Raw genomic sequence first — 14,321 nt, 5'->3', positions numbered from 1 at the left:
ATGACGACTGAAACGAACATGCAGCCGGTGAGCCGCGCCTCTCCGCTGTTAAAATTTAATCTGCGCGATGCCGGCACGTTAATTGGATTACTGATTATTGTGGTGACATTTTCTTTTCTGTCGCCGGTATTTTTTACCGTTCCGAATCTGCTCAATATTCTGCAGCAGTCCTCCATTAATGCCTTAATTGCGCTGGGCATGACGCTGGTGATCATTTCAGGCGGAATTGATTTATCGGTTGGGCCAACGGCTGCGCTCTCTGCCGTGTTGGGCGCCACGCTGATGGTGTCTGGCGTGCCGGTGCCGCTGGCCATCATGGCCACGCTTTGCGTCGGCGCAGTCAGCGGGATATTTAGCGGGACGCTTATCGCTTATGCCGGCCTGCAACCCTTTATCGTTACGCTGGGTGGCCTGTCGCTGTTTCGTGCTATCGCGCTGATCTCCACCGGCGGTAATCCCGTATTCGGTATTCCCATGTCGTTCCGTAGCCTCATCAACAGCACGGTGTTCGGCGTGCCCACGCCGATCGTCGTGGTTGCCGTGATTGCGCTGTGCCTCTGGACGGTCATGAATAAAACCCCGCTGGGAGAGTACATTCTGGCGATTGGCGGTAATGAAGAAGCGGCCCGCGTGGCAGGTGTGCCGGTTAAACGCACCAAAGTCACGGTTTACGTGATCTCTGGCATGCTGGCCTCTCTGGCGTCGCTGATTCTGATTGGCCGTCTGGGTGCGGCGGAACCCACCATCGGCAACCTGTGGGAGCTGGATGCCATTGCGGCCGCTGCCATCGGCGGTGCGTCACTGATGGGCGGCAAAGGCAGTATCTTTGGCACCCTGATTGGCGTGATTATTCTCGGGGCGTTACGTAACGGCCTGACCTTGCTTAATATTCAGGCGTTTTATCAATTGCTCGCTACGGGTCTTATTATTATCATAGCGATGTTGATTGACCGAGCGACCCGAGGCAAGTAATGAAGCAAGATCCGCGAGCCATTGGCGCTCAAATTCGTATGCGATTACCCCAACTGACGCCGTTAGAACGGCGAGTCATTGAGGCAATCATTGCCAGAACGGATATCACCGAACACACGTCTTTAAAAGAGATTGCGCAGGAAAACGGCGTATCGGAAGCCATGATAGTTAAGATCACTAAAAAGCTTAACTTCACGGGGTTCAGGAATTTCAGAAGCAGTTTAATTTATTATAACGCCTCTGAAGTGGCAGGTTTACATGCGGAAATTGAGCCCGATGATTCATCGGAACAATTACTGGCAAAAGTCTTCAGAACATCTATTCAGGCTATTGAAGAAACGTTGTCGATTTTAGATGTATCTGAATTTAACCGCGCAGCAGATATTATTTTTAAGGCGCGTCATATTGATCTTTATGCGGTAGGGGGATCGGCCACGGTTGCCCGCGATCTCTCCCACAAGATGCTGAAGATCGGCATTAAGTCCACTGCCTACGATGACGCCCATATTATGCTGATGTCTGCCGCCGTGTTATCTGACGATGATGTCGTGATTGCGATTAGTCACTCCGGTGCGACGCGTGCTGTTAACGATCCGGTTAAATTAGCCGGACGTAACGGTGCCAGAGTAATTGTGATTACGAATTACGCCGAGTCGCCTATTGCGCGTCATGCGCATGTGGTACTTAATTCAACTTCTCAGGGATCGCATCTGTTAGGTGAAAATGCCGCATCACGAATTGCCCAGCTGAATATACTGGATGCGCTGTTCGTGGCCATCGCGAAAAAGGATTTAACGCGTGCGGAGAAAAACCTGATGAAAACCCAGCATGCGGTTCAGGATCTGCGGGAATTCTGAGCATGAGTAAAATTGCAGTTACCGGCAGTCTTCACTACGACATTATGCTGGATGCGCATCATCGGCCTGAAAAAGGCGAAACGGTTATGGGAACCGCCTGCCACTACAAGTTTGGGGGCAAGGGTGGCAATCAGGCGATAGCGGCCGCAAAAGCAGGTGCAGATGTCCGTTTTATTGGTGCGGTAGGGGCCGATGAACAGGGCGCGTTTTTGCTGAAAACGCTGCGCCAGGCAGGGGTGAATACCGATGCAGTCACGAGGATTGACGATATTGCGTCTGGCATGAGCGTTGCCATTACCGATGCTGAAGGCGATTACGGCGCGGTGGTGGTGTCCAACGCCAATCTACATATCGCTGCCGAGCCGTTCATGCAGGCCGGTTTCTGGCAGGATGTGTCGATGCTGGTGCTGCAGAATGAGGTGCCGGAAGCCATTAATCTGGTCGCGGCGCAGGCGGCGCGGCAGCAGCAGATTCCGGTGTGCATTAATGCGGCACCGGCCCGGCCACTCTCTCCCGAATTCGCGCGCTGCATTGATTTGCTGGTGGTGAATGGGGTTGAAGCCCGGGATATGACTGGCATCGCGGTGACCGATCTGGCCTCAGCCAGGCAGGCTGCAGCAGAGCTGGCACTGCGTTTCGACCGCGTGGTGGTGACTGCCGGAGAGCACGGCGTGGCCTTCAGTGAAGCAGGGGAAACGCAGGCTTTTCCTGCCCGTCAGGTCACCCTGGTCAGCACCCATGGCGCGGGCGACTGCTTCATGGGCGTGCTGTGTCAGTCGCTTAACGCTGGCGATAAACTCGCGGGCGCGGTCGCTAAAGCCAACAATGCGGCGGCAGATCACGTTTCCCGCCCGGCCTGATAAAAAAATGCAACGTCAGTGACGTTGCATTTTGCCAGCCAGAGCGGGATTACGAGGCCACTTTAACGACCGTTTTCCCAAAGTTTTTGCCGTTCAGCATATCAATAAAGGCTTTAGGGGCATTTTCCAGGCCCTCAATGACGTGCTCGCGATACTGAATTTTCTTGCTCTCCACCAGCGGGGTCATGGCTTTCAGGAACTCCGGGTAGCGATCGCCGTAGTCCTGGAAAATAATGAAACCCTGCATGCGAATACGGCGTTTCAGAATGCCTGCCATAATCAGCGAGGTTCTGTCCGGACCGGCAGGCAGCTCTTTCTGGCTGTAGGCGGAAACCAGCCCACAGACCGGCACGCGCGCGGCAGTGTTCAACAGCGGGAACACGGCATCGAATACTTTACCGCCCACGTTTTCGAAATAGATATCAATACCGTCCGGGCAGGCGTTTTTCAGCTGCTCTTCGAAGTCCTGACTGTGGTGATCGATACATGCATCGAACCCCAGATTTTCAACGGCATGGCGGCATTTCTCTTCACCACCAGCCACGCCGACCACGCGGCAGCCTTTAATTTTACCTAACTGGCCCACGGTGGCGCCCACCGGACCCGTTGCGGCGGCAACCACAAGGGTTTCACCTTCTTTCGGCTGACCGATATCCATTAACCCCATATAGGCCGTAAAGCCGGGCATACCGAGAATACCCAGCGCCCAGGAAGGATGGGGCAGATCGTTATCAAGGCGGGCAACATCGTCACCTTTGGAAACGGCATATTCCTGCCAGCCGCTCTGTGAAAGAACCCAGTCGCCTTCTTTAAACTCACCGTTTTTTGATGCGACGACCTGACAGACCGTACCGCCTACCATCGGCTGATCCAGCTCTGCCGGTGGCGCGTAAGATTTTCCCTCGTCCATGCGTCCACGCATGTAAGGGTCGAGTGACAGATAAATCGTCCGCAGTAAGATCTCGCCCTCTTTGATCTCAGGCGTTGGCTGCGCAACATAACGGAAATTATCTTCCGTTGGTTCACCCTGTGGGCGTGAAGCCAAAAGCCAGGCGTGATTTGTTGTCGATTGTTCAGTCATAGTGTCGTCCTTTGCATGGGCAAACCGCTGAGGCTTGCCGGGAATGAATGGCTAAAGTGTAGATGAGTGAAAAAAGCATGCTTAACCCTGCTGGCTGTTAACATGCCGGCGGGAAAGGGTCAGAAGGGCGCGCCACTAAGCGCAGCGCCTCTTTTACGGGGCATTCGGATTGCTCTGAATCCACGGCGTGGAGTGGGGAACAGGATGTCCCGGTTAATCGGATGCGGGCTGAGCACCCGGCGTCGCGCGTTTCAGATTTAGCCTGACTGTTTAAACGCAGCGACATGACAAAAGCCTGCTTTGGATGATGTCAGCAGATCTGAAAACAGGTCAGTATGGCCTTCCTCTGACGCTGACGTTAATGCAGGACGCTGCCGAACACGCATCTTACGACAACAATCCCAGCACTGGATACGCTTCAACGGCCTGCTTCACGCGCGCTCTGCGTCTGCGCCTGTCATCTTCTGTTGCTCCAGCGAACAAACTTAAAGGGTAAAACGCTAAGGAGTAACAGTAATAGTGCTTCAAAAAGAGAGAGCAGCAATGCGCCCTTGTGTAGCCACATGCGTTGAGTCATCAACACGGCTATAACTGCCATCGCAAGTGAGCCTACCATGTCTAATGGAAAATGAACGCCCAGAAAAATACGTGCCCAGGCGACCAGCGCTGACATCAGTGCCAATGCGATGCCGCCGAGCCAGCTGCGTCGTGCAAATAACGCCAGTGTGATACTCAAAAAAAGCGTACCGTGGTCGCTGGGAAAAGACGAGTCCGCCACGTGATCAATCCAGAGATGACCCAGCCGAATCATAAACGGGCGCGGATGGAACCAGACAGCAGAGCACAGGAAGCCCAGGGACAGTCCGATAAATGCCGTTGCTGCAGCAAACAAGGCGGTTCCACGTTCCTCTCGTCCACCGGCAAACCAGTAGATAAGCAGAATAAGCGGCAGCAAAAAAATCAGGTATTGAGCGCAGAAAATGCCAAAATCGATCAGCCATTCAGGCGTCCCGGGAAGGGCGTTGATTTTCAGGAATAAAGCCTGATTATATGTCTCAAGAGCATTGCCCATTTAGGTATGTGTCCGTTGGGAGAATAAAAGGCCTATTTTCCAGTCAAGACATTAAAGAAACCTTAACGTCATTATTTTTGTTTACTTTAAAAAAGCATTTTACTGTTACCTTCGCTAAGAAATCCTTCACAGAAAAAATTGTGTTAAGTCGGTTTGGTAACCATTACTTGATAAAAATTATACGTGCGCCTGTTTTAGCAATACATGAAGTTAAAGTTTACAGGCAGCATCAGAAGCGCCATCTTCAGGAGAAAGGTATTGGGCGTTTACAGTGAGTGTGAAAAAGATATTTATATCATAGTGATAAGTTAAAGCATGGGGCGATTTTTATCCGTTGGAAAGGTCATCGAACCCGGATAAAAATGAAGGCGATGGCGACTTGATTTATCGTATTGCCTGCTCTCAATTTTAATACAGAACGCATGGCAGAAAGAAAAAACGTTTGCTGAAATTGTCCCTTCACGTTATGAAACTTTTTATAACAATATATTCAGCCTGCCTTCGTTATGGTCAGAACCGCACTAGTACTGGGCTTTGCGTCCCTGGTTTATCGTCTCGTCCGTTTTGTCCGCTATAAACTAACAATTCTGATCTATAAATAATGCCCGGTCCGCCGTTAAACGTACTAAGACGAGAAAAACTTCATTCGTAGCCTGCTTACCTGCGAATACTTTCAGCAATGCCAGTACGACACAGCAAAGTATAGAACCATAAAGGAAAATAATATGAAAATAGCCACCCGTCTCGCAGCCGGTTTTAGTCTGCTGATTATCCTGTTTCTACTCTGCACAGGGATTGCACTTCACGCACTCCTTAAGGCGCGCGATGACATGGATAATGCGGTAAACAATAAAATGTATCGATACAACCTGATTCAGGATATGCGCAGCTCGGCCAGGGACATCTCGGTGGCGGTAAGAAACATCGCACTGTTAACCGACGAAAAGGAAAAACAGCCGGAATGGGACAGGCTGATGGCGCAAAAGGAAAAATACATACTGAACCGAGACAAGCTGGCTACCAGCATGGCAGTGAACGTTTCAGAAGAAGGAAAAAACGCCCTTGAAAATCTGCGGGCAACGGATGATACAGCCCTGGATATGCTTACCCTCGCGGGTAAAACAGCCATGAACAAATCGCCGTCGGGAACGATCGATTACCTGATGAAAACAGTGAGGCCGGTACAACGTAAGATGTTAAACGCACTGGATAAACTTTCTGAAATCCAGATGCAGGTCAGTGAAAAAACGGTCAAAGATGCGAGGGAAACGGTATCCCAGACTGCAATTCTGATGTCGGTGCTGGTGGCTCTCTCTTTTGGCATCGCCATCGCGGCGTGCTGGATTATTACCCGCACGTTAATGCGCCAGCTTGGCGGAGAGCCGGCGCAGGCGCAGGTTCTGGCAGCGGCTATCGCTTCGGGTAATCTGACATCGCCTGTCGTACTGCGACGTAATGATACGTCCAGCCTGCTGGCTTCGCTCAATGCCATGCAGACGAATCTGCGCAGCATGGTGACCCATATCAGGGATACGTCCTCCTCCGTTGCACTCGCTGCTGATGAGATCTCTCAAGGCAACACGGAACTCCCAGGACCTTAATCCTGAGTGCTTTAGTGCTCTCCGCCGCAGCAATCAGGACAGGTACGTCTATGCCTCTTTTACGGTAACGCGCTATCAACGCGCAGTGTTGCTCCGTTAATTGATGACACCGGAAGAGAAACAGGTCAGGCGGGTTCTTTTTGATAAGGCGGACTACGTCATTGCCTTCAAAAGCGATGTCGGCCACCATGCCCTGGCAGGACAACCGGGATGCCAGCTCGTGACCACAGGATTGCTCTTTTTCGACAATTAAAACGCGCATTGATTGTGATGCCCGACAGATAACGATGAACAAAAATTAACAAAAAAAGCATTTTTTGCCAATGGTTAAGCATAAATTTAATGAATGTGTTTTACCTCGTTGTGTTGAAAATAAGCGATAACAACAGGACGACAGAGGTGAATTTAACAGGCTCAGGCGTTGCGCAGCGATGTTACTGCCACGAGCAAAGGCGAGCACAGCCAGACTCGCGTTAAAAATCGCCTACAAGGTCATTTTGAGCTGTGCACGGGCAGTATAAAATCGCCGATAGGACAGGTAGGCTGCAATGATGGTCGACAAGCTGGCCGTGCCAATAAGCATAAACGTAACCATCATTTGGTACTTAATCGCTTTTAATGGATCAATGCCTGCGAAAATCAATCCAGACATCATGCCGGGCAAACTCACCAGACCGACCGTTTTAGCCGCATCCACTGTTGGGATCATGGCAGCCCGGATACTTTCACTAATGATGCGCGCAGAAGCCAGCTTTACCGGTGCCCCAAGACTGAGCATTTCCACAATTTTTTGGCGGTTATCGCTAAAGCGCTGGTTCAGATTGCTGTAACACAGGCCCACCGCAATCATGGCATTACTGGCAATCATTCCCGAAAGGGGGATAACCTGCATGGGCAGAAACGCGATCGCACCGCTCAACACCAAAATAGCCAGCGTCATGACCGTTCCGCTGACGATCGCCACAAAGGAGATCACAACGGCATGCTCAATATTACGGCTGCGTTTTCCCGCGTTAATGGCGGCATTCACGCAAATAAACAGCACCATCAACACCGTCAGCCAGCTATTGTTGACAGCAAAAATCGACGTCAAAACATAACCGATAATGACCAACTGAATGATGGCCCGGGTTACGCTCCAGAGGATGTCTTTCCCCATACCCAGTTTCTCTTTTTGGCTGATCAGCATTGCCACGGCCACCAGGATCAGGGACAGCAGTAGCGAGGTGTCAGTAATATTATGCTGACTCAACATTATTCTCCTTTTCTGACGGTGCCAAACGTAACAGGCGTGTGGCGTGCTGTATTTCATTCACATCATGGCTGACCCACACAACCGCCATCTGATCGCTGGTGACAAAGCTGTTAATCAACGCGTGAACCACCCGTTTATTATCTTCATCCAGCGCGCTGGTCACCTCGTCGAGTAACAGGACATCAGGCACAAATTGCAGATGACAAAGCAGTGCGACACGCTGCTTTTCCCCACCTGAAAGTTGCTCAACCGGTTTATTCAGCATCTCCGGTGACAGATTCACGCTTTCCAGGGCTGCCACAAGGTGGTCGCGCTGGGGCTTCTGCTGGCGAAGCTGCCACGGCAGTGCCAGATTTTCATAGACCGTGTTACCGAATAGCTGTGGGGTCTGAAAGCAATAAGACACCCGCTGGCGATATTCTTCGGCGTTAAGCGCAGTGATATCCTGCCCCCTGAAGCGAATTTGCCCAGCGGTTGGGTTTAATAATAAAGCCATAATTTTGAGAAGTGTGCTTTTGCCGCTGCCGGAAGGGCCGGTCAGGACAAGCGAGTCTGCGCGATGAATCTGTAAAGAAACGGGGAGGAGTCGCGTGCGTCCCTGGCTTGAAAGCGTCACATCCTGTACGTCAAGCAGAGGTAAAAATGGGGTCATAACGCATCCTCAAAGAAAAATAACCAGCAGGGATAAATGATTTTCGGTCTTAAATCCATAACAAGATAATTTCGTTTATGACGCCGATGCGCACTGCCCATCAGGTGACAGATTCCAGACGTTCGGCCTTTGCCCGATAACCCCTTTTGTCTGTGTCAGTATTAGTGTGAAACGTAGTTGAAGTGAATAACATTGCGAGGAATTGTAATCACGAATCTCCCCTTCGGAGCAGAAATTTTTTATGTCTTTCCGTTAACACGATAACCGTGATTCCTGATGGTCGACGTTGCTTGACGTTACCCACCTCTGACGGCGATCGCTCTCCAGATCTTCTCTCCGGAGGGGCATGGCTTTCCTTGCGGGCTTGTACAGCAGCAATAAAAGCCATCACTTTTTAAATTGCTTAACGTTAATCTGAAGAATCGTCTTATAAATGCGGCGGTGAATAGCCACAGCGTGCAGAAAGCACTGCGGCAGCCTCGCTTATCTTCTGGCCCAGGCTCGCCAGTAAGCCCTCTCCAGCGTCGCTGCTCAGGACGCTGGTGCAATACCGGCAATAGCCTGCCCTGGTTTTGACTTCCCGGCCTGACTGACCTGTTCGGCCATAGCAATATTTCCTGTTCGATCACGCAAAATGCCGATCTCACCTTGGGGCTTTCCTGGGGCAAAATGCCGTGCGGGCGCGGTCTTCATCATTGATTTCGCGAATAATACGACAAGGGTTGCCTGCAGCAAGTACGCCTGACGGAATATCTTTGACCACGACGCTTCCCGCCCCGATGACAACGTCATTGCCGATGGTAATGCCCGGAACAATGCTGACACCTGCGCCGATCCAGACATTATTTCCGATGGTCACGGGAAGCGCATATTCAAGTCCCTGATTACGGCGTTCAGAATCCAGAGGATGGCCTGCGGTATAAATACCGACGTTTGGGGCGAGAAAAACATTATCCCCGATCACCACGTCCGCCCCATCAAGAATAACAAGATGATGGTTAGCATAAAAATTGTCGCCAACCCTGATGTTAGCGCCATAGTCACAGTAGAAAGGCGGTTCAATAACAGGGTTGTTGCCGCACTTTTTAAGAAGCCGCTGCAGAATAGCCAGGCGCGCTTCCTTATTGTCGGGTCGACTCAGGTTATAGTCATAACAGAGTGCCTTAGCCTGATCCCGGAGATGAAGAATGCGCTCATCGTGAGTGGCATCGTAGAGATCACCATCAGGTACACAGGTTACATCGTTCATCGGCTTCCTTATCATTTTTTTGAAGATCGTTGTCCAGAAGACAGTGTATTCAATTTTTATTGCCTCAGGGACGAAAGGGCTACCCTGGCAGCACCAATGAGATAACGTTGCACCGCAACGTCTTAAAAATCTACATGCTATGCCCCATCCACAATATATTGTGCGAAAGTCATTCGTTAAATCCCCGCGCATATATCGGTATTTCATTCAAAGAAATCTTTTAATCATTAACAACGTCATGCCTTACGTTTGAGATGCTGATACTCATGGGCAGGGGTAAATGCAGGCCTGAACAGCCGTTTCCACTTCGACGTATGAAGCGTAGCGACTTTGTGTTGCGACGCTGCGGGAGACCTGTGTCATTATGGGCGTGAAGGGCACGGATGCAGAGCACCTTGCCGCCTGCCATCAAGCCGATAAGACATAAAAACGTTGTTATTTCAGCGAGTCATCTTCAATAGTTTAAGACAAAAAAGGAGCGAGATATGCAGTCAGTGCATCTTATGGGAGAAGGCTATGAACCTCATGTCGTTCAGGAAGGGGGCAAACTGGTCTACTCACTCCCTGTCGATTCGGGATTTATCACTTATGAATTTGCATTTGAGATTAAGCGGGAAGATCTTGATGTCCTGCTGACTGATAATTACCGACGCGCCGTTCTCGAAATTACTGCGCATACAGTGCTTCAGCATTCGACGCTAAAAGGAAATGACCGCTTAACCCAGCGCGATTTCGATAACCTCGTTGCCGACACGCTTCACTCAACACCCGAATTCCTGCAGAGCTTTATCTCTCAGATCAGTCATGATCACCATATTGGTATTGAAGGTTATGCACAAGACATCATGGCGCAACGTTCTTTGGCAAATTAACGATGTTGAGCACCGGGAATGCAGGCTTTATGATCCGTTCAGCATAGTCATCAAATACCGTTAGTGGACAGAGAACGATACCGGACAGCAGGTGGCACGCATCCTGCTGAAATAATATCGCTTTTGTTAACGGGCTTTTAATCAGAAGCCATGCTGCCAATGGCCTCAAGCGCCACTCGCTGTCCGTAAGAAAGCTCCAGCGTATTGCCATCAGGATCAGCGAAGAAAACGTAATAACCCACAGGATCACCCGCATTTTCAGGCTCTTTACGCAAAACACCTTCAGCGCGCGCCATTTTAATTTTCTTATCCATTTCTTCCCGGCTGGCACATGCCACGCCGAGATGCCCAAAGTGACCTAAGGGCGTGTCTGTGACCTTGTCTGACTGAACCAAAACCAGCGCAAATGGACGGCTGTGATCACTGAGCCATGCCACTTTACGTGCATCCGGAACGTTGGGTTCGCGACGGTGGACAACAACCATACCGGCATAGCGTTCATAAAAAGCAATGCTCTTATATAAGTCTCTGACAGCGAATGCAACGTGCGTAAAACCAACATCGACTATTTTCATATACCCAATCCGCCCAATGCGTAGCAAAACATGCATTCTAAAAGCTCAGGTTAAGTTTAGGTCAAGCTTAAAGACCGGTTTGAGCCGCTGAAAACGTCGAATGGAACAAACTGCGTCCTGTTATGGTGCCGTTGCGGAAGCATCATCCCTGTAAAGGGTTATTCAACCCACCTCCAACACCGCCCCTTCTTCAACACGCGGGTCTGATATGAAACAGAACCTGTGCAGGAATTTACGTCGATTGTTGCCGCCATTTCCTGACGTGGTCAATCAGGGCGCGAAGCTTTGGTGCCATATTGCGACGCTGAGGGAAATACAGATAGAAGCCTGGAAATGTTGGCAGAAAGTCATCAAGTACGGATACAAGCTCACCGCTCTCAATATAGGGCCTGAACGTTTCCTGAGTGGCCAGTGTGATGCCTCCGCCGGTTAGAGCCAGCCTCAACATCAGACGCAGATCATTAGTGGTAATTTGCGGCTCAATCGCAAGGTCGAACGCGCTTCCGTTCTCTTCAAATGGCCAGCGATAAGGCGGAATATCCGGGGACTGGCGCCAGCCGATACACTGGTGATGTACAAGATCGCGCGGATGAACAGGCAGGCCGTTGGCAGTGAAGTAGGAAGGGGATGCGACCACCATTTCGCGTTGCTCACCGGTCAGGGGAACCGCAATCATGTCTTTTTCAATGACTTCTCCAAGCCTTACGCCGGCATCGTAACCTGCAGCCACGATATCAAACTCTTCGTCCGTCACAACAATATCGAGCGTCACGGCCGGATTGGCCGCTGCAAACGAAGCGATCAACGGACCTGACAGGAATTCTTCCGCTATTGATGTCACCGCGATTCTGAGAAGTCCACGTGGCGCAGGGTCAGAAACGATCTCTTCGAACGCAGCGTTAATTCCGGTTAAAGGTAATGACAGCGATTTATGCAGTCGTTCTCCCGCTTCCGTTAAATTAACCGCGCGGGTGGTGCGCATGACAAGCATCGTCCCGAAAGTATCTTCAAGCCGTCTTATTCCCTGACTGACCGCCGAACGAGTCACACCCAGCCGTGCGGCGGCTTTACTGAAATTACCTTCTTCTGCTACCGCGATAAAAACGGGCAAAAGGTTAAGATCGATTTTCATTGTTTAATGCTGCTAACCACTGAGTACATTGAAAGCAGGATACCTGAACTTATCGTAACGTCCTATTCTCTCTCCGAACCCATTTGAAGGAGAACGTTATGAATAAGGTTATATTAATTACCGGCGCATCCAGTGGTATTGGGGAAGGTATTGCCAGAGAGTTAGGGGCGACAGGCGCGAAGGTGTTACTGGGAGCACGCAGACTGGCGCGTATTGAAGCCATTGCAGCGGAAATCTGTAGCGCAGGCGGTATCGCGCAAGCACATTTGTTGGATGTCACAGACCGGGTATCTATGGCCGACTTTGTTCAGGCCGCGCTGGATAACTGGGGCAGGGTTGATGTTCTCATCAATAATGCGGGCGTTATGCCGCTTTCACCGCTTGCAGCCGGAAAACAGGACGAATGGGAACGCATCATTGACGTCAATATCAAGGGCGTGCTGTGGGGGATTGGTGCCGTACTTCCGTTGATGGAAGCGCAGGGTTCCGGACAGATAATCAATATTGGCTCGATTGGCGCCCTTTCTGTCGTACCCACCGCCGCGGTCTACTGTGCTTCCAAGTTCGCCGTACGGGCTATTTCTGATGGCCTACGGCAGGAAAGCTCAAAAATCCGCGTGACCTGTGTCAATCCTGGGGTGGTAGAAAGTGAACTGGCGTCGACGATTACCCATGCGGAAACGATGGCGGCAATGGACGCTTACCGTTCTGTTGCCCTTAAACCCGCGGATATTGCCCGTGCCGTAAGGCACATTATTGAAGCGCCTGAAAACGTTGACACAACAGAAATAACCATCAGACCCACAGCGTCGCCAAACTGAAGCCTGAGGTTAACTGTCATGTGCACTTTTCATTCAATACATCGGGAGCAACATTTATAGGGTAACGTTCTGTCTGTTATCTGACGCTGTGGATGCTGGGTGTTAAGCACATCTCTGTTATCAACAGTCATCCATCAGCATGAACGCATCTCAAAAAATGTGGCCTTCAGTAAAGACAGGGATCTCAATATTTATTTGTCACGAAACGCATTGTGCAGAAGTCGCCACATATGATGAGCTGCGGGCGTAAAGCGCCTGTCCGAGTTCCGTAGCAGGTGACACTGGGCGCTACTGGCGATCGGGTGGTCGAGTGGAACGGCGACAAGCGCGCCCTGGCGAATAGGATCGGCAGCGGCGTAGGCCGTCATAAACGAGACGCCGAGCCCCGCCTGGCTGAGGTGCATAGCGGTGGAGAAGAGGTTGCATCGGTAGGCCGGGTGAAATTGCAAACCCTGGCTTTTGAACATCGCATTCATGTGCCGCTGCAGGCCGAAGTTCTCCGTCAGGGCAATAAGCGGGTGAGCGGTCAACTCTTCAATGGTAATGCTGGCGCGATTGGCAATGGGGTGCTGCGGCGCGACGACGGCACAAATCGGCCCCCACTGAAAGCTGTGGCGCTTGAGTTCCGGTGTGCCGATCGGGCCAAAGGCCAGCGCCATATCCGCTTCGCCGCTCACGATATCGTTCATCATCTCCTGCATGCTGCCCACGACAATATCGACAAACACCTGCGGGTAATACTGGGCAAACTCACGCATGACGCCTTCAATAAACGCCGTGATCAAGCCGCCGCCGATGCGCACCGAAATCGTCCCGCCGCGCATATGGCGCAGATCTTTAAGCTGACTCTCCAGCTTTTCGCGCCGCTGACGGCTGGTAAAATAATCCGCCGCCAGCAGGCGTCCCGCTTCGGTCAACACCACATTACGCCCGCGCCGTTCCAGCAGGGGAAGCTGCAGCGAACGTTCAAGTTGGGCAATCTGCCGGCTGACCACGGATGCGTTAACGCCGAGGATATCTGCTGCGCGGCGAATGCCGCCCTGGTTACCGACTTCATACAGATAACCCACCTGTTTATCCTGGAACATCTGCCACACTTCCTCGTTACTGTTGACCAGAGAGCAACAATAACATCATTTGATGGCTATTTATCAAGCCGTTTAAATAGTGATAATCAAATTAATGGCCAAGCGTTGAGAGAGCATAAATAAAAAAGTAAAAGTGCTCTTATTGCACCAACAATGCGCCCCAAAAGGGGGCGGGAATACTTTTTTGCGATTCGATGCAGGCGTAATGAAATAGCAATCCCCGGCAAAAAAATA

The 14,321-nt window shown here is 51.0% G+C and carries 14 protein-coding genes; 6 read left to right on the top strand and 8 right to left on the bottom strand.

What is annotated here, in order from left to right:
- From AAIE03_RS08230 to AAIE03_RS08220, 3 genes are read left to right on the top strand one after another with little or no spacing between them, the layout of a single operon-like run.
- On the top strand, positions 1–972 hold the full coding sequence (locus AAIE03_RS08230; protein ID WP_014605862.1) for an ABC transporter permease: 972 nt from the start codon (positions 1–3) through the stop codon (positions 970–972).
- The gene (locus AAIE03_RS08225) at positions 972–1,829 is read left to right on the top strand and encodes a MurR/RpiR family transcriptional regulator (protein WP_014605861.1); all 858 of its coding nucleotides are present in this window, start codon (positions 972–974) and stop codon (positions 1,827–1,829) included. Before AAIE03_RS08230 ends, AAIE03_RS08225 begins: the two co-directional genes overlap by 1 nt.
- A 2-nt stretch (positions 1,830–1,831) precedes the next feature.
- Positions 1,832–2,689 (top strand): PfkB family carbohydrate kinase, encoded by an 858-nt coding sequence (locus AAIE03_RS08220; protein WP_089517356.1) that lies wholly within the window; start codon positions 1,832–1,834, stop codon positions 2,687–2,689.
- A 49-nt stretch (positions 2,690–2,738) separates the two neighbouring features.
- On the opposite strand, the gene curA is transcribed toward AAIE03_RS08220, so the two are convergent.
- A complete protein-coding gene (gene curA, locus AAIE03_RS08215) occupies positions 2,739–3,770 on the bottom strand; it encodes an NADPH-dependent curcumin/dihydrocurcumin reductase (protein ID WP_210509617.1) in 1,032 nt (343 codons plus the stop codon).
- 457 nt (positions 3,771–4,227) lie between these two features.
- Entirely contained in the window at positions 4,228–4,842 is a 615-nt protein-coding gene (locus AAIE03_RS08210) for an undecaprenyl-diphosphatase (protein ID WP_104933372.1), read from the bottom strand.
- A 725-nt stretch (positions 4,843–5,567) separates the two neighbouring features.
- Here AAIE03_RS08210 and AAIE03_RS08205 point away from each other — a divergent pair.
- The gene (locus AAIE03_RS08205) at positions 5,568–6,443 is read left to right on the top strand and encodes an MCP four helix bundle domain-containing protein (protein ID WP_498562938.1); all 876 of its coding nucleotides are present in this window, start codon (positions 5,568–5,570) and stop codon (positions 6,441–6,443) included.
- Positions 6,444–6,927: 484 nt separating this feature from the next.
- On the opposite strand, the gene fetB is transcribed toward AAIE03_RS08205, so the two are convergent.
- From fetB to AAIE03_RS08190, 3 genes are all read right to left on the bottom strand, one after another.
- Positions 6,928–7,695, bottom strand: a complete 768-nt coding sequence (fetB, locus tag AAIE03_RS08200) for an iron efflux ABC transporter permease subunit FetB (protein ID WP_210523628.1) — start codon at positions 7,693–7,695, stop codon at positions 6,928–6,930.
- Complete coding sequence (gene fetA / locus AAIE03_RS08195; protein ID WP_029570002.1) at positions 7,682–8,350, bottom strand: iron efflux ABC transporter ATP-binding subunit FetA; 669 nt, start codon at positions 8,348–8,350, stop codon at positions 7,682–7,684. The genes fetB and fetA overlap by 14 nt, the downstream gene beginning before the upstream one ends.
- 643 nt (positions 8,351–8,993) lie before the next feature.
- Complete coding sequence (locus AAIE03_RS08190) at positions 8,994–9,599, bottom strand: sugar O-acetyltransferase (protein ID WP_210523521.1); 606 nt, start codon at positions 9,597–9,599, stop codon at positions 8,994–8,996.
- 485 nt (positions 9,600–10,084) lie between these two features.
- On the opposite strand from AAIE03_RS08190, the gene AAIE03_RS08185 reads away from it, so the two are divergent.
- On the top strand, positions 10,085–10,471 hold the full coding sequence (locus tag AAIE03_RS08185; RefSeq protein ID WP_029568773.1) for a hypothetical protein: 387 nt from the start codon (positions 10,085–10,087) through the stop codon (positions 10,469–10,471).
- 137 nt (positions 10,472–10,608) lie between these two features.
- Here the strand turns inward: AAIE03_RS08185 and AAIE03_RS08180 are convergent, their stop codons facing one another.
- Positions 10,609–11,082 carry a VOC family protein gene (locus AAIE03_RS08180; RefSeq protein ID WP_498562937.1) on the bottom strand — a complete coding sequence of 158 codons (474 nt, stop codon included), beginning with the start codon at positions 11,080–11,082 and terminating at the stop codon, positions 10,609–10,611.
- Positions 11,083–11,278: 196 nt separating this feature from the next.
- On the bottom strand, positions 11,279–12,178 hold the full coding sequence (locus AAIE03_RS08175) for a LysR family transcriptional regulator (protein WP_072138756.1): 900 nt from the start codon (positions 12,176–12,178) through the stop codon (positions 11,279–11,281).
- Positions 12,179–12,276: 98 nt separating this feature from the next.
- Between AAIE03_RS08175 and AAIE03_RS08170 the strand changes: the two genes are divergently transcribed.
- Complete coding sequence (locus tag AAIE03_RS08170) at positions 12,277–12,999, top strand: SDR family oxidoreductase (RefSeq protein WP_024471605.1); 723 nt, start codon at positions 12,277–12,279, stop codon at positions 12,997–12,999.
- 191 nt (positions 13,000–13,190) lie between these two features.
- Here the strand turns inward: AAIE03_RS08170 and AAIE03_RS08165 are convergent, their stop codons facing one another.
- Entirely contained in the window at positions 13,191–14,087 is an 897-nt protein-coding gene (locus AAIE03_RS08165; RefSeq protein ID WP_015700316.1) for a LysR family transcriptional regulator, read from the bottom strand.
- Positions 14,088–14,321: the final 234 nt, after the last annotated feature.

It is taken from the genome of Pantoea sp. Ae19-2 (assembly GCF_059801205.1).
Note: the sequence above shows the minus strand (reverse complement) of the source record. Positions and strands in the feature narration are given on the sequence as shown.

Excerpts from the sequence above, each read along its gene's own strand:
- AAIE03_RS08165 (WP_015700316.1), bottom strand. The coding sequence starts at position 14,087 with ATGTTCCAGGATAAACAGGTGGGTTATCTGTATGAAGTCGGTAACCAG.
- AAIE03_RS08205 (WP_498562938.1), top strand. The coding sequence starts at position 5,568 with ATGAAAATAGCCACCCGTCTCGCAGCCGGTTTTAGTCTGCTGATTATC.
- AAIE03_RS08225 (WP_014605861.1), top strand. The coding sequence starts at position 972 with ATGAAGCAAGATCCGCGAGCCATTGGCGCTCAAATTCGTATGCGATTA.
- AAIE03_RS08190 (WP_210523521.1), bottom strand. The coding sequence starts at position 9,599 with ATGAACGATGTAACCTGTGTACCTGATGGTGATCTCTACGATGCCACT.
- AAIE03_RS08220 (WP_089517356.1), top strand. The coding sequence starts at position 1,832 with ATGAGTAAAATTGCAGTTACCGGCAGTCTTCACTACGACATTATGCTG.
- AAIE03_RS08210 (WP_104933372.1), bottom strand. The coding sequence starts at position 4,842 with ATGGGCAATGCTCTTGAGACATATAATCAGGCTTTATTCCTGAAAATC.
- AAIE03_RS08185 (WP_029568773.1), top strand. The coding sequence starts at position 10,085 with ATGCAGTCAGTGCATCTTATGGGAGAAGGCTATGAACCTCATGTCGTT.
- curA (WP_210509617.1), bottom strand. The coding sequence starts at position 3,770 with ATGACTGAACAATCGACAACAAATCACGCCTGGCTTTTGGCTTCACGC.
- AAIE03_RS08175 (WP_072138756.1), bottom strand. The coding sequence starts at position 12,178 with ATGAAAATCGATCTTAACCTTTTGCCCGTTTTTATCGCGGTAGCAGAA.
- AAIE03_RS08230 (WP_014605862.1), top strand. The coding sequence starts at position 1 with ATGACGACTGAAACGAACATGCAGCCGGTGAGCCGCGCCTCTCCGCTG.
- fetA (WP_029570002.1), bottom strand. The coding sequence starts at position 8,350 with ATGACCCCATTTTTACCTCTGCTTGACGTACAGGATGTGACGCTTTCA.
- AAIE03_RS08170 (WP_024471605.1), top strand. The coding sequence starts at position 12,277 with ATGAATAAGGTTATATTAATTACCGGCGCATCCAGTGGTATTGGGGAA.
- AAIE03_RS08180 (WP_498562937.1), bottom strand. The coding sequence starts at position 11,082 with ATGCATGTTTTGCTACGCATTGGGCGGATTGGGTATATGAAAATAGTC.